General features: G+C 47.4%; 14 protein-coding genes. 1 reads left to right on the forward strand and 13 read right to left on the reverse strand.

Annotated features, from left to right (window positions below; translation table 11 throughout):
• Positions 1-199 precede the first annotated feature (199 nt).
• From BN1002_RS16195 to cyoE, 4 genes are all read right to left on the reverse strand, one after another.
• Positions 200-1879 (reverse strand): cbb3-type cytochrome c oxidase subunit I, encoded by a 1680-nt coding sequence (locus BN1002_RS16195; RefSeq protein ID WP_048826487.1) that lies wholly within the window; start codon positions 1877-1879, stop codon positions 200-202.
• A gap of 12 nt (positions 1880-1891) precedes the next feature.
• Positions 1892-2359 carry a cytochrome c oxidase subunit II gene (locus BN1002_RS16200; RefSeq protein ID WP_048826489.1) on the reverse strand — a complete coding sequence of 156 codons (468 nt, stop codon included), beginning with the start codon at positions 2357-2359 and terminating at the stop codon, positions 1892-1894.
• Positions 2360-2365: 6 nt separating this feature from the next.
• A complete protein-coding gene (locus BN1002_RS24105) occupies positions 2366-2515 on the reverse strand; it encodes a hypothetical protein (RefSeq protein WP_197072807.1) in 150 nt (49 codons plus the stop codon).
• Between the two features lie 558 nt (positions 2516-3073).
• Positions 3074-3970: a heme o synthase gene (gene cyoE, locus BN1002_RS16205; RefSeq protein WP_048826490.1), complete on the reverse strand. Its 897-nt coding sequence runs from the start codon at positions 3968-3970 to the stop codon at positions 3074-3076.
• A gap of 460 nt (positions 3971-4430) precedes the next feature.
• Here cyoE and BN1002_RS16210 point away from each other — a divergent pair, with 460 nt between their 5' ends.
• Positions 4431-6818, forward strand: a complete 2388-nt coding sequence (locus BN1002_RS16210) for an immune inhibitor A domain-containing protein (RefSeq protein ID WP_231575042.1) — start codon at positions 4431-4433, stop codon at positions 6816-6818.
• A 319-nt stretch (positions 6819-7137) separates the two neighbouring features.
• Here BN1002_RS16210 and BN1002_RS16215 read toward each other — a convergent pair whose 3' ends face one another.
• From BN1002_RS16215 to BN1002_RS16250, 9 genes are all read right to left on the reverse strand, one after another.
• A complete protein-coding gene (locus tag BN1002_RS16215) occupies positions 7138-10827 on the reverse strand; it encodes a S8 family serine peptidase (protein WP_048826497.1) in 3690 nt (1229 codons plus the stop codon).
• Positions 10828-11078: 251 nt separating this feature from the next.
• Positions 11079-11492, reverse strand: a complete 414-nt coding sequence (locus BN1002_RS16220) for a nucleoside deaminase (protein ID WP_048826499.1) — start codon at positions 11490-11492, stop codon at positions 11079-11081.
• A 257-nt stretch (positions 11493-11749) separates the two neighbouring features.
• Positions 11750-13459 carry an amylo-alpha-1,6-glucosidase gene (locus BN1002_RS16225; RefSeq protein ID WP_048826500.1) on the reverse strand — a complete coding sequence of 570 codons (1710 nt, stop codon included), beginning with the start codon at positions 13457-13459 and terminating at the stop codon, positions 11750-11752.
• A 134-nt stretch (positions 13460-13593) separates the two neighbouring features.
• Positions 13594-14808, reverse strand: coding sequence for an MFS transporter (locus BN1002_RS16230; protein WP_048826502.1), 1215 nt, complete (start codon positions 14806-14808; stop codon positions 13594-13596).
• Between the two features lie 235 nt (positions 14809-15043).
• Entirely contained in the window at positions 15044-15868 is an 825-nt protein-coding gene (locus tag BN1002_RS16235; RefSeq protein ID WP_048826504.1) for a carbohydrate ABC transporter permease, read from the reverse strand.
• Positions 15869-15893: 25 nt separating this feature from the next.
• Complete coding sequence (locus BN1002_RS16240; protein WP_048826506.1) at positions 15894-16823, reverse strand: carbohydrate ABC transporter permease; 930 nt, start codon at positions 16821-16823, stop codon at positions 15894-15896.
• A gap of 28 nt (positions 16824-16851) precedes the next feature.
• A complete protein-coding gene (locus tag BN1002_RS16245) occupies positions 16852-18102 on the reverse strand; it encodes an ABC transporter substrate-binding protein (RefSeq protein WP_048828005.1) in 1251 nt (416 codons plus the stop codon).
• Between the two features lie 96 nt (positions 18103-18198).
• Positions 18199-18432 carry a hypothetical protein gene (locus BN1002_RS23840; protein WP_148362802.1) on the reverse strand — a complete coding sequence of 78 codons (234 nt, stop codon included), beginning with the start codon at positions 18430-18432 and terminating at the stop codon, positions 18199-18201.
• A gap of 156 nt (positions 18433-18588) precedes the next feature.
• On the reverse strand, positions 18589-19764 hold the full coding sequence (locus BN1002_RS16250; RefSeq protein WP_048826507.1) for a response regulator: 1176 nt from the start codon (positions 19762-19764) through the stop codon (positions 18589-18591).
• Positions 19765-19803 lie beyond the last annotated feature (39 nt).

Consider the following 19803-nt stretch of genomic DNA (forward strand, 5'->3'; position numbering starts at 1 on the left):
CTTATGACCTCGAGGGGCTAGGCGCTGTAGCTGGATTACAACAACTTGTTTCGAGACATAGTCTTCTAGCGAAAACAAATCTGCCAACAATCCAAAGCATCATGCACTCATTTTAGCGCTTGGGCTGGCGCGGCCGTTGTAAAGGAAGCCACGCTTCTCTCGCTACCGGCCGCCCCTCGCCCTTTATTTTGCCTAAATCCTACCACGTCTTGAATGGCGGGGATCCTGGAGGTGCGTTAAAGATAAATTCAGTGAGCGGTATGACATAGGCCATGCCGACGACGACGAGCATAAGGACAATCCAGACGCCCCAGCGCTCAGTCCAGTAAGGTGTTTTCGATGCATTTTCTTCCTCTTCAGCAATTGGGAACTCAGTCTCCCCTTTTGGCGCGAAGAACATCATATTGATAACCGCGTAAACCTGGAGCAGGACGCCGATAATCAGGAGCGTGCCACCGATTGCAAGCAGTGCAAGATAAGGATTCCAGCCAAGTGCTGTCGCATGGTCGCCGTAAGTGCTGAACGACGTCCGCCTTGGTGAGCCCATCAATCCAAGGTAGTGCATAGAGAAAGCCATTAGTCCCATGCCAATCGTCCAAACAGCTGTCTGGATCAAGCCTAGTTTATTCATCATTGGTGTCAGCACTCGGCCGCTCAGATATGGAACAAGCCAGTAACTGATGCCGAAGAATGTCATCGCTACGGTCATGCCGAGCGTCAGGTGGAAGTGACCGACAACCCACATCGTGTTATGGACAACCTGATTCAATTGGTTTGTGCTCTGGACAATCCCGCCTGCGCCGGCCGGAATGAACGCGACCATTGCAATGAACGGAGCGAGGAAGCGGACGTCGCCCCAAGGCATTTTTTTGTACCAGCCAAGAATGCCTTTGCCACCATTCCTTCTGGATGTCTTTTCAAAAACCGCGAACAATGCGTAAGCTGTCATGAGGGAAGGGAATCCGATCGCAAGGCTCATGAACACGTGCATGAATTTAACAGATTCAGAGATGCCAGGGTCAACGATTTGGTGGTGGAAACCACCAGTAATATTCATGACGACAAGGGCAATGATGACAACCCGTGTAAGCGTATCGCTCCAGCGCCTGCCGCCCATCAATTTTGGAATGACGACATACCAGGCAGAAACGGCAGTCAGGTACCAGATGTTAACGAGTGTATGGCCGAATGCCCAGAACAGCGTGCGGGACAGCATGACGTTAATCGTTGCAACCCATCCGAACGCCCATGGGATGATCATGAATACTTCGATTGCAACCGGAATCGAGCTGAAGAACAAGAGAACGAAAACGCCAACTCCGAAGTAAGTCAAAATTGGTACGTGTTGGCCTTTATTTTGCTTCCTCCACGTTGCTACCTGGTAGAAGCAGCCGAATGCGCACATCCAGACGCCGAGGACAATGAAGACGAGACCGATATAAAACCAAGGTGATGCAGCCATTGGCGGATAAAAGGTGAACATGACCGAAGCCTGATTCAGAAGAATTGGGATAACCGCCATGACAAAACCGAATATTTTCAATCCGAAACCGATCCACGCCATTTTTCTTACCTTTGGCAGCAATCCGCCAAGGTTATGGGACATCGCGGCGTAAAAGTAGCCGATTGTGAAAAATGCTGTGAGGACAAGTATCAATAAAATACCGTGTGCTGTGAGAACCTGATAGTAGTTGAACCATGTCGGCAGTTCTAGAATGCCCGCGCGGTTCAGCCCCTGCAGCAATCCTAAAAACCCTCCGACAAGCAATGCCATAAAAGCAACAAAGATATATGTTTTCGATAAAGCCGCATCCTTTGGATTAATGCCCAGCGCCTTCGAGAATTTTTCCTTATACGCATCTGCCAATACAGTAGCCATTTCGCCGCCCCCTTACTTAACCTTAATCGTCGTAGCCATCATCTGGTGGCCCGCGCCGCAATATTCATTACAAAGAACGAGATAGTCGCCCGGTTTATCGAAAGTCTGGGTAATCCTTTGGATATGCCCCGGAACAACCATCGCGTTAATATTCGTTTCCGCGACTTCAAACCCATGGACAACATCCTTTGATGTCAAAATGAACGTCACCTTCGCTCCGGCAGGAATTTCGATTTCGTTTGGAGTGAAGCTGAAAATCTGAAGTGTCATCACGACTTCATACTCATTGTCACCGACCTGCTTCACGCCAGGATTATTAAAAGGAGCAATTTCATCCACCCGCTGCGGATCGATTGTTTCTTTTGCGCTCGGCGGCCCCATTTCCAGTGCGAACGTCTGGTAACCTGTAAAAATCATAAAACCCATAATCATTCCGAAACTCAATGCCAGCCATATCTTCTCTGAACGATGCATGTGCATTCCCTCCTAAAACCTGGCCATGAACAGGCCGAATAGTACGAAATAAGTGATTAAAATGACTCCGCCAACGACGCCAAGGGAGATAAAAGTTCCCATCATTGATGATTCCTTCTGCTTGCCCGCCTTCTTCACACTGCTAACTTTAGATGCTGCCACCTGAAACCAGCCCCTTTACTTTTCTTACTTACATCATAGTTGCGAATGATTATCATCGGAGTGAACTGAATCACACCCAGAAAAAAGAATCCGAGGCGTTTTATGAAACGCTGATGAGAAATTTGTAAATGTTTGAATGCTTTTCCGACGGCTAAACTCAGTGGGGCCAGTATTTAAGCGGTTTTTATGTTGTTTAAGTGGTTATTCGAATTGCGCGGATTATGTGGATTGGTGAAGAAATCCGAAGTTTGACAAAATGGTGAACTTTTACAGTAATGGAGAAGGCTAGTTGAGAATGGAAGGTTTGCTGAGGATGGAATTAAAAGAGCCGCCCAGCGCTTTGCATGTTGGTATGCAAGCGAGGAGCGGCCTATATTAATTTGGAGGAGCAATTTTGGCGACCGTAAACGCATTTCTGTGCTGTTTCGGACGACAAGAATCCGTGTTAGCGACCGTGGCGGAATTTTTCAGTTTATAGGGGCGACAATATCCAATACTGGCGACCGTAGCCCGTCTTTTGGAAGGACCCAGGTCGCCAATATAAGTTAATACTGCCTTTTATTGAAACGCCGGCAGCGTGACAATGATTGGCAGCAGAAAAATAAGCGTAATATAATTAACGGAATAAAGAAACATCATCCGCGCCCATTTTTGGTTATCTTTTGCAAAAAATCCCTGAATCGACACCGCGAGGAAGCCGATATTGATAATCATTGCCAGCACAACGAAAACCGTTCCCAATGATAGTAAATATAAAGGAAGCGGAAGCAAGCATAGAATATAAATGAACATTTGCCGTTTCGTAGCGGGCATTCCGTACACAACCGGCAACATGGCTACACTGGCCGCCTTGTATTCATCATGTTTCCGGATGGCGATGGCGAAGGTGTGCGGCATCTGCCAAAGGAAGAGAATCAGGAAAAAGATAAGCGGCACCAGCTGGAAACCGGAATCGATGGCGGTCCAGCCTATCATTGGCGATACTGCACCGGAGATGCTGCCGATAACCGTATTCAGCGTGTAGCGCCGCTTCGACCACATTGTATAAGGAACAACGTATGTAAACCAGCCAATGAAGCCGTATATCGCCGCTTCAAAAGTCGTAAAAAGCAAAAGCCCTTGGCCGATGATCGACAAAACGATGCCGGTAACCAACACGGATCGTAACGAAAAATGCCCCGTCACCGTCGGACGGTTCTTCGTCCTCTCCATGACTGTATCGATATCAACATCATACCAATTGTTAATCACGAGCGCCCCGCCCATCAGGAGGATGCTCCCGGCCATCGTCAGCCAAAACAGCCCAAGATAATCAGCGAACGCATAGCCGCTAAAAAAAAGCGCCAGCCAAAACCCTGTAAACACCGGCAGCACATTCGCCACCAGCACAGCACCCTTAAACAGCGACTTTACATCCGCCAAAAATACCGCCAAATCAAGTTTCTTATTCCTCATCCCTACCGAACTCCTATAAACAAAATAGTTTTGTCCCCATTCTACCATACAATGATGCAAGGAAAGGTTCCAGTGCCTTGCTCTCATACCGGCAATAATGCCTATACTATTCCTGCTCCATAGCGGATTTATTCAATATGACAATCTTTCTAATGAAATGGTATTGGATTCCCACCCGAAAGTGGTTTTATTCCTTCCGACACTCGATGATGAAAACAAGTTGGCTTCCCTCCTGGAAAGCTATCAAAACACAGTGCCAGCATCTGGAGTACTTTTGCCAGCAGGCACTTGCCTATAAAAGACTTTAGGACCAATTCCCCTTCAATCATCCGACAAAATTGGGTGAGCCTGGAATTCACGCGGAATTTTCTGTCATTAATTGAAGAACGGAAATTCTTGTGCTGACCCAATTTTCAGAATATTATTTTCTTGTACCAAAAAAACTTTGGGGGGATAGTATTTGAAAAATTTATGGAAAACCAGTCTATCAGCTGTAATGCTTGCAGGAGCTGTTTTTGCAAGTCCGGCAGCCGCTTATGTTCCAAATGGGACAGGCCTGAATAATGCGGGAGCAGCAACATCGGCATCGAAAAGTTCTCTGGATTTAGCCATCGTGAACGATGAGAAATTAATAGAATCATTCGTTAAGAGAGGTCTGCTTTCCAAGAATGCTTCGGAATTAGAAAAGCAAAAATTCCTCAAAAACTATCTCACAATAAAAGGGCAGTCGGCTAAAACAAAGCAGACTGACCCGCTCGCAGCAAAAGTAAAAGCCGGCGAGGCAAAAAAACAGAAGAAGTTTAAGGGCTTTAACAATGGTTTGTTAAATGGAAAAGGAGAAAAGAACGGGCATCTCAAGGGCAATCCGGATCCTGTTTCAGAGTCTCCCAACAACAAGCCTGTGCGCAAGGACAAAGTGCTTGTGTTGACCGTTGAATATGCTGATTTTGAACATAATAAAATCAAGCCTGAGGAAACGGATAACTATTATAAGGATTATCCTCTATCACACTATGAAGATATGATTTTTGGCAGCGATGGAGTTAAAGGGCCAAACGGTGAAAATCTCGTCTCCATGAAGCAGTTTTATGAGCAGCAGTCCGGCGGTACTTATACAGTTGACGGGAAAGCCTATGGCTGGCTGAAAGTGCCGGGAACAGCGGCGTTTTACGGAGCAGATGCGAATACAGGGCACGACAATGTCAGTCCTGGCGGATCTAGATTACTAGTTAGGGATACGTATCTTGCCGCAAAAGCTGCCGGCATTCCGCTGCAGGATTATGATCTTGAAGATCCACATGACCTGGACGGGGACGGCAATCTACTTGAACCGGATGGCCTGGTCGACCACTTGATGATCATTCATGCGGGGATGGGCCAGGAAGCTGGCGGCGGCTCACTTGGCGACAATGCCATCTGGTCACACCGTTCCGCTGTATTCTATGATCCGGATGGTTTGGGCAATGGATTGCCTGGATTCTATGATTATACGATGATGCCGGAAGATGGCGCGACCGGGGTTTTCGCCCACGAATACGGCCATGACCTTGGGCTTCCGGATGAATATGACACCATTTATTCTGGAACAGGGGAAGCTGTTGCCTACTGGTCAATCATGGCTAGCGGTTCCTGGGCAGGGAAGATTCCAGGGGCTGAGCCGACTGGGTTCTCCCCTTTCGCTAAAGAATACTTTCAGTCCTATCTCGGAGGGAATTGGTCCGATGATTTGACTACAATTGATTTTAAGGATGTAACAACTAAGGGGACACAATTTCTGCTTGACCAATCCAATTCACCAAACGGCAAAAACACGAACATGGTCAAAGTAAATCTACCGCAAAAAGGGATGAAGATTAACGAGCCTGCTACAGGCAGCTATGAATATTGGGGCGGCCAGAAAGATGAAAGCGACACAAACATGGTAACTGATGTGGATTTGACAGGAAAAACATCTGCAACTCTTACATTTGATGCTTGGTATGACATTGAAGAACAATGGGATTTTGCCTTCGTCCAAGTTTCCACTGACGGCGGCACTACCTGGAAGTCTCTCGGGAATGAACATACCCGCTCAGACGTCACGTCGCAAGGATATCCAACTATCCTGAACTCCATGCCTGGCTTCACCGGCAACTCAAAAGGATGGCAGGCACAAAGCTTCGATCTTTCTGACTATAAGGGCCAAAAGATTAAGCTTCGCCTCCGTTATGCGACAGATTGGGCATCATCCCAGGAAGGATTTTATGCCGATAATATTAAAGTAGTGGCTGATGGCAAAACAATTCTTGAGGACGGTGCTGAGGCAGCTTCTTCCTTTATGTTAAACGGCTTTACAAAATCCGATGGCATTAAATATGGCGATCACTATTACCTGCTCGAATGGCGGAACCACGCCGGCGTTGACAAAGGGCTTGCCAATATCAAGCGCGGTAACTCACTGATGAGCTATGATGGCGGCCTCGTCGTCTGGTACGTGGATCCAACCTACGCAGACAACTGGACTGGAATCCATCCAGGTAAAGGCTTCCTTGGAGTCGTCGACGCCCACCCGGCTACAGACATGAAATGGAATGTATTCGGAAAAGATCCGGTCCAGGCATCAACCCGCTACCACATCGCGGACGCAGCCTTTGGCCTGAATCCAACGTCAGGGCTGAACCTAATCTATCCGACACAAACATTGAACCTTGGATCACAAGAACGAGAAACACTCTTTAACGACAGCAACTCATATCTCAACCCATTCATGCCTGACGCCGGCCGTGACATCGGAAACTACGGCCTCAAAATCCGCGTCAACACCCAAGCAACCGACAAATCCGTCGGCGGCATCGTCATTTACAAATAAGTGAAACACGGGGACAGTTCAAGTCCCTCACTAAAAAGACTGAAGCAGGATTAAGCTGCTTCAGTCTTTTTTTATTTATGGATTATCTTAATTGGCCGGGATTTGAAGTAGGCCTGTTTTTAAAATTAGACTTTAAAATACAATGGATGGGTGGCCATTAATGAAAAACTGCCCAAGCGGCAGAATATTTCCTTCAATAAAATAGCCAGGTACCCATCGCGGCATTTCATGTCCACGATGGGTACCTGACACATTTGTTCTAATGTTTCATGTCCAACTACCTTACTGTTTGCTCCTTACTATTCCCTTCCAAAAACCCTTACTTCCCCGACTGGTTTTTCGGAACAGTCACAGTGGTGGCGGCTTTCGTGGTGTTTCCTGCTTTATCCTTTACGAGATAGTTTATGGTGTAAATCCGAGTACTGTCATCGCTGTTTTTCGATGCGCGCAGGCTAAACTCCACATCCTGAGTGCCAAAGTCAGCATCCTTGATTCCGTCGCCGGTATATTTCTTATCATTGACGGTGATCGATTCGAGAACAACGGATTCGACGCCAGACATCGAATCGGAATAATTGAGGTCAGCTTTAATATTCACAAACTTGTTATTTGGCGGTGACAATAAAGACTTATCCACACTGACCTTCAAGGCTGGCGCTGTTTTATCGATTTTTACCTCGACGGACTTTGCCTCTTCGACGTTACCTGCATTATCTTCGCCACGGAACTGGACGTTGTACACACCATCCATAGTCAACTTAACTGAACCTGTATAAGCCGTCCAGGCGCCGCCATTAACTTTGTATTCAATTCCTTTTACGCCCGATTCGTCATCGGCTGCGTTAAAATCAACAGAAACATCAGATGTATACCAGCCGTTATTCCCTTCTGTTCCGCTGACTGTTACATCAGTTGAAGGTGCGGCCGTGTCAATCCTTGTCAGCGTAATTTCCTTTTCAGCATGGTTTTGGGCAGCATCATCAACAATTATCTTCAATTTATTGTCGCCAAGTTCCAGACCGGATAAATCAAGGTCAAAGCCTCCATTTTGCAAAAGTGAAACCGGTCCGCTACCTGTCAAATCGCCATTACTGTTATAGAGCTCGTACTTGGTCTTCAGATAGTCATTGACATCATATGTTTCGCCAAATACTTCTTCGACTACTGGTCCGAATTTCACATACGAATCGTCAAGGGAACCCTTCAATGTATAATTCGAACCAGAGAAGTTATAACTGTCTTCAACCATAATTTTGCTAAGAGTAGATTTGACAAAAACAGGTCCGAGCCAGTTCGCGGTGACAAGCGCCGTTCCTAAAAGGTTATACGTAGTTAAATCAAGCGTGTACACGCCGTCCGGTGCCTGTGTCTTTGCCCCTGATCCCCAAGCCGTTATCTGTCCATTAAATTGAACCGTTTTTGGCCCTACCGTAGTAGAGTTTGCAGCCACCAAATAGCCAAGGTACCCGTCCTTATAGTAGCCACCCTCTTGATTCTGCGCATCCCAAAGCTCAAGATAAGTAGTATACTGGCGATCATGGAACTCATACCTAACCGTCGTGCTATCGAGCTTTCCATCGCCATTCGGAGAAATGTGATAGCTGTCGATCGAGAAGGCTTTTAACCCTGTCGGAGGTGCGAAGCTTGCTGCAAACGGAAGAATCAGATTCGTTTTCCCGTTTGTCAGTTTAACGTAACCTAAAAGTTCATTGCCCGAAGATCCGGAACCTTTTGGCACATTTAAAGTGACTTTCAAAGTTTTCTCATCCGTCAGCGTAAAGCTGCTTTGGTCAACCGTTACATTTGCCGCAGCCAAAGTCCCGCCCGCCGCCTTTGTCACCTGGACAGACACGGAATAATCGCTTGGATTTCCTGAAAGGTTTTTGACAACAACATCCTTTGTAATGGTGGATGCTGCCAACGTACTTGTCGGCACATTCCCGAAAGTGATCGTTCCCTTTGTGTTGTCGTATGTTCTTCCACTGAAGCTGGTTTTATCGAGTGCATAGGCGAGAGCCTCTGTGGTTACTGCTTTTAACGGTTGTACACGGCCAGGACCTTGAGAAAACACATCATATTTTCCGGTATCAAGCTGCTTCGCCGTATTTGAAATGGCCACCTTTAGATCAAACGGTGTCCAATTCGGATGCTGTGATTTCAATAGCGCCGCAATAGCTGCTACATGCGGAGTTGCCATACTTGTACCTGTGAAACGCTCATACGACTCGGAATAATCTGCATCCGGGAAGTCTTTCCCATAAGCAGGAACGGATGACATGATATTTGTCCCTGGAGCAGAAACATCCGGTTTAATATCAAACGTTGGCGTTGACGGCCCGCGTGAGCTCGAACTATTAATTTCGTCACCCGCGGATACACTTGTCGCAAAATTGTTGAAGGTAACGGTTCCCTTTTTGCCAGCCAAAGCTGTTCTAAGGGCAGTTCCATCGGTTGTTGACATATCGAAAGTCGGAATGAACTTGAACGAATCACCAAGGAACACGTTCGCTGGGCCATTTCCATTCGTCCCGCCATTGTTGTGGACAATAATTGATACGGCACCGGCCTTTTTGGCAGCGTCAATTTTATCAACAAATGCTATTTCTCCGCGGGCAACGAGGGCAACTTTCCCTCTGGCATCAATGCCGGCATAGTCTGTTTCTTTACCTACTCCAGGTATGGCGACTACTTCATATGTGCCATTTAAAAGCTGTCCAGGCTGCGTTCCAAATTTCCAGCCCATCAGGTTGAGGTTATACTTATTGGCTGCGGAACCTTCAACCGTTACATTGACATCCGCTTTCATTGCTTCTTCCTTAATGGTCGAATTACCGACAGAAAGGGCGAATGCTGCTGAGGCTGGGTTTCCGATTGTGCCTCGGTTTGGACCGCTGTTGCCTGTGGCGACGACCGAAAGTGTACCGGCGAGTGCGGCATTATTGACAGCAATCGCATCGGAGGCAGTCTGGCTGTTGCTGCTTCCGCCTAAAGACATATTGATTACGTCCATTTTTTCGGCTGCGGCTTTGTCAATCGCAGCTATGATGCCTGACGTCGCACCGCTTCCATAGGCCCCAAGCACACGGTAGGCATACAATTCAACTTTCGGGGCAAGCCCTTTAATGCTGTACGGGTTTTTCCCCTGGGCGGCGATCGTTCCCGCTACGTGTGTGCCATGTTCGGTGTAAAATGTATTTCCTTTTGAATCTATTTCGGCACGATTAGCCGGGCGATCCTTTGGAGAAGTTTCGTAAGGATCATTGTCGGCACGCGGCCTTTCATATCCAGTAGCATGGCTGACAAAGTTGTAGCCGCCCTTATATACCCCTTCAAATTCCGGGTGGTTGTAGTCGATTCCCGTGTCAAGGACGGCAACCTTCACATTTTGGCCCTCAAAGCCCAAATCCCAAACAGAAGGGATATCCAGGTGATTGTTACTGTTCAAAGCATCAGGGGAATATGTACCTTCTTGTGCAGGCTCCCCAAGCGCGTGTACCTCCAGATCAGGTTCTACTAGCTGTACTTCCGGCAAGGTTAGTAGTTTCTTAACCTGGCTGGCTTTTACTTTAATAGCCAGCCCGTTGAAAGCATAGTTATATTGGAACCGCTTCTTTGCGCTGATTCCTTTTGATTTCAGCGCATTTTCGAATTTTTTCTGCTGTCCTGTCACTTTTTGTTCAACATTTTTTTCTTCGGTTTTGGAGAATGATTTGCCAGCAATCTTTTTCAACCCTTTTGCAAAAGCGACCGGCGGTTCTGAAAGCTGGACAATGACAGATACTTCTTCGTCACCGGAAAGGCCTTGCAAATCCGGATGCAATACAGGCCCATTCGCTTCAGCCGCTTTTTGGGCAGCGATGATCGCCTTCATTTGGCTTAAAGCCTCACTGCTTAACTGGTTCTTTACCGAGTTTCCTGCAGCCTGTCCTGAAACTGGCAAGAACAGAGAAAATATAAGTGCAAAAACTAGTAAACTGCTTAAATATTTCTTATACGTCCGATTCCTCATTCCAAACCTCCTAAAAGTGTTTTAATCAAAACCTTCCTTAGCAGCTTTCCACTCCCTTTTGTCAGTATTTTTTAAATCTTTAGATAACTAAATATAAACTCCGCACCAATAATTGGCAATAGCGAATAATGTCAAACAGGTTGGGAAATTTTCGATTAATTTTCTTATGAAAAGACAAGCTTCGTATAGGTTCCTTTTTGCCAAAAAAAGAAGCCCCGGAATCCGGAGCTTCGCTAGGTGCTGTTATGTAATTAGTCCTCAACCGGCATATGGATGAGCTTGTTTTCCCGTTGTTCATTCGGCAAACCGACCTGCTTGTAAATGTATTGGGCTTTTGTGGCAAGCGGGTTCCCTTCCGCGGGGTTGGCAAAATACGCTTTCTCGATGTTCGCAAGATAAATCGCGCTTAGGCACATCGGGCACGGCTCACCGCTAGCGTACAGTTCACAATCAGAAAGGTCATCTGTTCCAAGCTTCCTTGAAGCCCGGCTGATTGCTAATAGTTCTGCATGGGCGGTAGGGTCATGGGAGGCGATTACCTCGTTTACTCCTTCGGAAATGATTTCCCCATTCTTGACGATGACCGCACCAAACGGCTTGCCTTCCTTCTTTTCCGCATTTTCCTTAGAAATTTTAACCGCGTACTCCATCCACTTCTTTTCCATAAAAACAACCTCCTTGCTGTAAGATGTTCATTTCATTCTATCATCATGCTCTAAGGGACAGCCAGTTAAACGAACATTAAAATGAAGCGGGATTGGCGAACCGATTCTAAAGCAAACCACCCCGGCCATTCAGGCCCGAGGTGGTTTGTTTTTTGTTTATCAATCCTGTTGTCGCCTCTAATCTCATACAAGGTGTAGAAGGGCAGCTTTCTTCCTTTTCTACACCAAGAATGGGGCAATTAAACCGTCCCCCTGCTTCACTTCGCTTCAGACAGCAGGTTCCCTAATAATAGGAAGACACTGGAGGTCCATGTGAACGCGGGGTCACGCAGTGGTTGGCCGGTTAGTGCGTTGTAGTTTTCGGCCATGCCGGAGGCTGTGGCCATGGCGCAGAATTTTGCGGCGATTTCTTGAAATAGTTCGGTTTCGCCGGCTGACCGGAGGCCGTCTGCGATGAGCATCGTAGTCGGCGCCCAAATCGGGCCGCGCCAATAGCCGTCCGGTTTATAATAGGTGCTGCTGGGCAGCTCTGTTGCCAGTCCATATTCGGTTAAAAATCCTTTGGTGCGAATGCCATTAACTAATTTCTTTCGTATCTCATCAGGGAGCCGCTTCCCCAGGATAAGCGGCGCGTAAAGAACGAGGCTGTCCGATTCAATCGATTCATGGGTGCCGGACCGTTTTGCCACAAACTTTTCTCCGTCCCAGAAATGCTCAAGCAATTTTGCCAGCAGCGTTTCCGAATCCTTTTTCCAACGTGCCGCATCTCTCTTTTTGCCTAGCTTATCGGCGATTTCCGCCAGCACTTCCATTTGGATGACTAAAAATGAGGATAAATCCGGGCTCTCGACCGGCGTCCCTCTATGGAAAATCGTACTGTTATCCCAGCCGCTGTCATTACCATGGTTATACTGGGGGATCCCGTCATGGTCATCATCCTGCCATTCTAGCCACCAATTCGTCCATTTTCCGAGCGGCCCGTATATTTCCCGCAGCCGTTCAGTGTCAATAAAATCAGTTTGTTCCCACATCCGCCTGAGTGTCCAACCATGGATTGGCGGCTTCGTAAAATTCCAGAGTACAAACCGGTTATTTGCGAAGTCCGGCAGCATCCCCGATGCATCCTGTAAATCAAAGAAAATCATCAGCTGATCCCAGGCAAGTTCAGGTGACTTTTTTGCAAGGGCCAGCGCATTGAAGCAATGGTCCCAGCTCCAAATATTCGTCATCCAGTTTTTCGACATGTACATTGCCGGCCTCGTCAAAACTCCCTCGGCAGGCACTAGGCACGACCAGGTAATATAAGAAGCAAGCTCCTTCCCCCGTGCAAATTTATCGGGGATATCCAATGTATTTTCAAACCAATTTTCATAGTCGCGTTCAACAAGCTTTTTGCCCTCTGCAAAAGAACGATATTTCCGCGGCCTGTACACTGTCGTGAATTCCTCCACAGCACATTCCATTTTTCCATGGATCCGGTCAGGCAGGAAGTCTGCAATGATTTTTTCGCATCGCTCTGCGACAAACGGCGCGTCCATTTCGAGGCTGCCGTGCAGTACTGTCAGCATATAGCGCATCTCCTGCATCGAGTGGTTCACTTCCCAGCGCCTATCGCCCGCCATGACCGCGTAATCATACGCACCGGTCATCCCGGAAAGCCGGACACCGACTCCTTCGCTGCGAATTTGCAAGACCCTTGCTTCTGTTATGCAAAACTCTGCAAAGCCGCCTTCCGTTTCAAGTCTCAGCGATGACGGTGTCATAACTGCCTTATAAGGGAGAGGCTTTCCCTCCCTAATAACGTCAATCTGAAACACTTCCCCGAAATCGTTGTCCCCGTTCCGGATGTTGCGAATAAAAAGGGGACTGTCTTGTCCAATTTTATGGTTAGGTGAAATTGTTATAAAAGAACCCCTTCGGCTGAAGGGGATTTTTTTGCAATCAAAAACATGCGTTGCAAGATTCATATCTCCGTTCCCTCTCTTAAATTTAAGGCATCATTTTTATTTAGTGATTTTTCACATCGGGAGTTTATAGGAAACCTCTTTTCGGCCACAATCCCTTTAACGATCTGTTGTTCCCCCTCCGGCGATTAATTCAACTACTCCAGGCTTGAGTCTATAAATTTTGGCCGGATCACTTTGGCAAAATAGATATAGCCTGCCAGCAATAACAAGCCCGCAATCAAAAAAGGTAGCGAGTAGTTTTTGCCGGCAAGGATCATTCCAATCACAAAAGCAGCCACGGATGAGCCAATACTTCTGAAAACAGCTCTCATACCCGCATACAAGTCGCGGTCCTCGTCCTTAAACGAAGACATCGACAGGCTGTCCACCAAATTGGTCAGCATCGTGAAGAATCCTCCCCTAACGAGCAAAAGCACTGAAAAAATAGCCGGTGGAACATTCACAAACAACAGGAGGCAAAAAGCGATGTTCAAAAAATAAATCCAGAAAAACGTCTTTCTTACTCCAAATCTGTCAATCAGCATGGGAGAAAAGACAGACCCAATAAAAAGCGCCAGGCCATGCATGGCGAGAATGACGGAAACTGTTTCATTTGAAAAGTCAAACCGCAGCTTCACGAACAGGTTCAGGTAAGGCTGGACAGAAGACACAGCCGCACCGGTGAGGACTGAAAAAAAGGAGAATTTAAGGAGTTTCCCCCATAATTCCCGAGAGATTTTCGCTTTTTTTTCGCGGCCCCGCTTCTGTTCCCGCTGCTGGACTTCCTGTGGCAGCAGGCTCCCCCTGATGATTGCCAGCACGAGCAGCAACACGGATATGACTAGAAGTGTATTTTGATAACCCTGCTCGGGGACATCAATCCATTTTGGCAAAAATCCACCCAGCAGCAAACCGGCGCCGGTGAATGCGGTGAACATGGCAAACAGGTAGCTATAGGCTTGAGTTTCCTGGCGTTTCGTCTTGCTGTAATGGAAAAGCAGCTGGATTTCTGTTGTCTCGACCAGCGTGAACCCAATTGACATGATCAACTGGGCACATAAAAGGAGGGCAAAGCTTCTGGCAATAGCAAAGATGATGCAGCCAATGGCCAGGCAGCTAATTCCAGCAACGAGGAGCTTTTTACGTCCTGTTTTTTTCGCAACGATACTCACTGGAATTGCGAATGCTCCCATCACCAGGATTCCCATTGATGTAATCCAGCCAATTTGCTTTTCTGTGACCCCCACTTCAATGAAATGGAGGTTGAGGATGAGAGTGAACATACCGAGGCTTAACCCGTATAAGGACTCAGTGCCTAAAAACCGCTTCACACCGGCCGGCAACGTAAAAAACGGCAATGACTGGATCATAAATTCAGATACCTTTCCTTGAAATGCTAGGTTCGGAAGCTTTTTTTAAAAGGTCTTCCTTTCAAAACACCACTTTTTGGGGGTACAAGTTTTTCTGCGTTTACAGAGCGGGGCTGGGGAACCCTCTGATTCCTCAGCCCTTTTGATTTCTACGCTCTGAAATTTAGCTTTCCGTTAACCTTTTCCTTAGCCTCTCGATTGAAGCACTGGAATCGTCCCCCTGCTTCGGCTCTATTTATCCTTTGACTCCGGTTTTGGAGACGTCTTCGACGATGTAGCGTTGTGCGAAGAAGAAGAGCAGAAGCGGCGGCAGGCAGATGAGGAAGGTGATAGCCATGACGCCTTCCATGTCCACACCGAACATCCCTTTGAATTGGGCAAGGCCGAGAGTAAGTGTATATTTGCTTTGGTCGTTCAGGAAGACGAGCGGTCCAAGGTAATCGTTCCAGCAGTTCAGGATGCTGAAGACGGCTACGAGGATGAGGCCCGGTTTCATGAGCGGGATATAGATTTTATAGAATATTTGAAGCGGGTTTGCTCCGTCCATTTTGGCGGCTTCATCGAGTTCTTTCGGAATGCCCATGATGAACTGGCGGAGCAGGAAGATGAAAAACGGCGAGCCGAACCATGATGGGACGATCAGCGTTTTCAACGTATTGATCCAGCCAAGGGCGTTGAATTCCATATAAAGCGGAATCATGGTGACCTCCCACGGAATCATCATCGTCGCAAGCAGGACCATGAACAGGGTATCCCTTCCCTTGAAGGTGAATCTCGCAAAACCATACGCGACGAGGGCGGATGAAACGAGTTGCCCGAGTGTCGCCATGACGGTTACCGTAACCGAGTTTTTCAGGAATTGCGTAAAAGGCTGCGACAGCCATGCTTCCTTGAAATTTTCGAATTCCAGACTCGACGGAATCCATTTTGGCGGAAACATATAAAGCTCCTGCGGCGATTTCAGCGCTGTTGAGGCCATCCAGAAAAATGGCGCGAGAAACAGCAGGGAAAAAATGATTAAAAGACTGTATACAAAGGTTTTTTCAACTCTGCTTTTCATATTTATCGTAACCTTTCTAACGATGCTATTTATTCTTCACTTCTCCTTCGTAGTAAACCCAGGCGGATGACGATTTAAAGACGAGCATCGTCAGGCCGAGGACAATCAGGAACATAAACCAGGCGTTCGCCGATGAATAGCCCATTTTGAAATATTTAAAGGCGTTTTCATACACATACATCGCATAGAAATAAGTCGAATTTAACGGTCCTCCGCCTGTCAGGACGAGTGCGAGCGTCAGCTGCTGGAAGGCGGATATGATTGTTGTGATCACATTGAACAGGATTGTCGGCGTCAAAAGTGGCAAAGTGATTTTGAAAAACTGGGTCAGTTTCTTCGCCCCATCTATCGAAGCCGCTTCATACAGCTCTCTCGGAATCCCTTTCAGGCCGGCGAGGAAAATAAGCATCATCGTCCCCTGCCCCCAGAGGCTTGCGATGACCATGGCGACGAGCGCCCATGTAGTGCTGTTCAGCCAGTCAGGGCCCTGGATGCCGGCAAGCGACAGGAAGTAGTTAAGAATCCCATATTCCCCGTTGTAAACCCATGCCCAAATCATCGCGAGCGCGACACCGGAGATGACGGAGGGGAGGTAGAAAAACGTACGGAAAAGGGAAGTCCCCTTGACGTCTTGGTTCAGCAAAACGGCTAATATAAGGGCAATGGCAACATTAAGCGGAACAAAGAGTGCGGCGAATTTCAGGGTGACCCAAAGCGATTTCCAGAAAAGCGGGTCTTCCGTGAACATAATTCTGTAATTTTCGATGCCGATGAATTTGGGCTCGCCAACAACCGGCCAATCGAAAAAGCTGATAATAAGGGAATACACTAACGGCCCGAGAGTAAAGGCCAGAAAACCGATGATCCATGGTGAGATAAAAAGAAGGGGGACAATCACGTCCCACCTCTTTCTCTTTTTTGTGTGGATTGTCGGTGTTGCAGATTCTGATTTCATCGGAAACACCTCATTTATTTTGTCAAAACTACTTGGTGTACTTTTCTGAATCCTTTGCTGCTTTATTGAGCAGGCTCTTCGCGTCCTGGCCAAGCATGACTGCATTCACGGCAGCTGACAGGTTGCGGTTGATTTCATTCCAGTTTTCGTTCAGCAGGAACGCCGGTGTATTATCGGAACGCTCAAGCATTTTATAGAACGGGCTTACGAGCGGATCCTGCTCCATGTTCATTTCCTTGACGACGCTGATCCGCACAGGCAGGTCTGAAGTCCTCATCTTGATGGCTTCAGGAGAAGAGTAAAACTTCACAAATTCATAAGCCAAATCTTTGTTTTTCGAATCCTTTGCTATCGAAACAGCGGATGTCGCGATGATGCCCTTTGCAGGCTTGTCGCCGAATTGCGGCACTTCTACAGTGCCGACATTGATTCCAGCATCCTTGAAGCCAGCCAGCGGCCAGATACCACTTTCCCACATGGCAATTTTTCCGGCTTTGAAAATATCATCGCCGCTCTGCTGATTTTTGCCGCCAACGAGGACAGCACTTTTATTCTTGAGAAGATCACCCAAAACCTGGATGGCTTCGATTGTTTCCGGGCTGTTCATATGGCCTTCGACTTTCTTGCCGTCTTCACTGATGAAGCTTCCACCATTGCTCCAGACAAGCCCTTGCAGGTCATATGTGTCGGGCTCAGGCACAACGCCGAAGCCATATTGCTTCTTTGAAGGATCAGATAGTTTTTTTGCTATTTTCTTGAAATCATCCCATGTCCAGCCGTCCTTCGGATAAGGAATATTGGCTGCATCGAATAAATCTTTGTTATAGTAGATGGCTCTTGTGGTAAACCCGGATGGCATGCCATAAATCTTGCCGTCCATACGTGAATAATTGAAAAGTCCCTGGTAAAAATCGTCCATGTCCATCTCGGAGTCGCCTTCGATATAGGAATCCAAAGGCTCGAGTGACTGGTAATAGGCTGGGAAATTCCACATGTACATCACATCAGGAGGATTCTTGGCCCCGAAGGATGCCGCAAGCTTCTGATCGAAGCCGTCACCATATGCTTCCACCTGCACCTTGACGCCCGGGTGCTTTTCTTCAAAACTCTTGGCTATCTTTTGCTGGATTTGCAGTTCCTTGCCGGAGTCCCATGTGGCAAAACGAAGAGTGCTTGTTCCCTTCTCGTTCTTCCCGCCTTCTTTCCCGCCAGCCGCATTATTCGAGCTGTCGCTTGAGCAGGCCGCCAGGGAGAAAACGCTTGCCAAAAGTAAGACCATTGCGATGATGTTCAATTTCTTCCTCAACGAAATTTCCTCCTTCAATTTTAAGGGTTGTTAACAGCTTTCAACGCCTTCTACGAAAAACTTGTGACCTCAGCGCTTTTTAATGTTGATTTCCACTCCGGGGACATGCTTTCCGCGGGGCGAAGCATCTACCTGAATTTGCTTCGTGCAGCTTTGCGACGAGCTGAAGGTTCGCTTCCCCGAATAGTCTGTGGCGCAGGAGCAGTCTTTTTGGAGCCTCCTCGGCGTCGTGGACGCCTGTGGGGTCTCCACGTGCCGCTGCATCCCGCCGGAGTCAGTCCCCTCCGTTCCAATCAACTTCATTGAAAATCAACAATCATCTTTAACTGAGCCAGCTTATTAACAAATCCCTGTCTAAATAAATAGGACCGCTTTCAGTTTATCGTGAATGAAAGCGGTCACAAACCAAAAATCATCTTCAATTTAGAGGACTTTCGTTTTAATTTTCAGTCTTTTCAGTTAGAAAGGGGTAATTTTGTCCGGTATCGTTCCTCTTTTTGTTTGCCGGTAGTCGGATGGGGTCTTCCCGGTACATTTTTTAAACCATTTGCTGAAATACTTTCCATCATGGATTCCGATCCGTTCACTGATTTCCTGAAGGGTAAGAGGAGTGGCTTCAAGCAGGCTGCAGGCCGCATCCAATTTCAGTTTTTCGGTAAACTCGGAAAAGCTTTCGCCAATAGATTTTTTGAAAAGCGTGCTGAAATGGCTCCTGCTAAGGCCGACTTCATGAGCCACATCTGCGGAAGGATAATGCCTGGAAAGGTCGGCCGTAATCAGCTCGACCGCCTTACGGATCGGCTCCGGCCAGTCCTCGAATGAAGCTTGGAATTGCTGTTCAATTTTCAGCCGGCTGTACAGTGATTTCACACCGTTCAGCCACTCTTCTGTCCCCTGCCGGAGGGTGCTGCGCCTCCATTTCATGCTAGGCCATTTACCCTTTGCATCGAACAGCCTGCGTTCAAACCCCGCCTGTTCCGGAGCGGGAATAAAAAGAAAACATTGCTCTGACCCACAGGGTATTTTCGCTGAAATCCCGGAAAATAAAATTTCGGTCCGACCGTCGGCTGGCTCATCCGGACGGCCAAGCCTGTCGAGATAATAAATGTAAAAAGGCCTGTCAATCCAGTTCCAATCCTTTTGCCGCAATTCGTCAAGAATATGGGCAAAATTGTTTTCGAATCCGCAAAGCCATTCGTAAAATGTCTTCGACAGCATCTCTTCGTTTTCAGTTAACGATGCGGCTGCCGATTCCGGTATTGCGAGTTCATCCTGGAACCTCCCCAGATAAGACTCAAATTCCATGTCCTGGAAAGCAGTTTTGACGATATAGCCGGAAGCGCCTAGTTTGATCCCTTCCTGGGCATATTCAAAATCCCGATGACAGCTTAAGAGAAGGATTTTCGTCTGTGGGGCTGCCTCTTTAATTTTACGCGCAAGTTCTATTCCATTTTGTTCCGGCATCACGATATCCGTTATGACCACATCCGGCGAATGTTCAAGGAACAGCTCCCATCCCTTTTCTCCATTGGCGGCGTCCCCAACTACTTCCATATCGAACTTCCGCCAGTCAACGGTCGCCATTAAGCCTTTCCGGACTATATATTCATCATCAATAATCATTACTTTTATCATGAGGGAGCCTCCTTTTTGTGTCTGTGGAGTCGTTTTGAT

It is taken from the genome of Bacillus sp. B-jedd (genome assembly GCF_000821085.1).
GTDB lineage: Bacteria > Bacillota > Bacilli > Bacillales > Cytobacillaceae > Bacillus_D.

Coding starts and splice junctions, on each gene's coding strand:
- BN1002_RS16195 (WP_048826487.1), bottom strand. CDS start 1,879: ATGGCTACTGTATTGGCAGATGCGTATAAGGAAAAATTCTCGAAGGCG.
- cyoE (WP_048826490.1), bottom strand. CDS start 3,970: ATGAGGAATAAGAAACTTGATTTGGCGGTATTTTTGGCGGATGTAAAG.
- BN1002_RS16215 (WP_048826497.1), bottom strand. CDS start 10,827: ATGAGGAATCGGACGTATAAGAAATATTTAAGCAGTTTACTAGTTTTT.
- BN1002_RS16235 (WP_048826504.1), bottom strand. CDS start 15,868: ATGAAAAGCAGAGTTGAAAAAACCTTTGTATACAGTCTTTTAATCATT.
- BN1002_RS16250 (WP_048826507.1), bottom strand. CDS start 19,764: ATGATAAAAGTAATGATTATTGATGATGAATATATAGTCCGGAAAGGC.
- BN1002_RS16220 (WP_048826499.1), bottom strand. CDS start 11,492: ATGGAAAAGAAGTGGATGGAGTACGCGGTTAAAATTTCTAAGGAAAAT.
- BN1002_RS23840 (WP_148362802.1), bottom strand. CDS start 18,432: ATGAAGTTGATTGGAACGGAGGGGACTGACTCCGGCGGGATGCAGCGG.
- BN1002_RS16225 (WP_048826500.1), bottom strand. CDS start 13,459: ATGAATCTTGCAACGCATGTTTTTGATTGCAAAAAAATCCCCTTCAGC.
- BN1002_RS16200 (WP_048826489.1), bottom strand. CDS start 2,359: ATGCACATGCATCGTTCAGAGAAGATATGGCTGGCATTGAGTTTCGGA.
- BN1002_RS16245 (WP_048828005.1), bottom strand. CDS start 18,102: ATGGTCTTACTTTTGGCAAGCGTTTTCTCCCTGGCGGCCTGCTCAAGC.
- BN1002_RS16240 (WP_048826506.1), bottom strand. CDS start 16,823: ATGAAATCAGAATCTGCAACACCGACAATCCACACAAAAAAGAGAAAG.
- BN1002_RS16230 (WP_048826502.1), bottom strand. CDS start 14,808: ATGATCCAGTCATTGCCGTTTTTTACGTTGCCGGCCGGTGTGAAGCGG.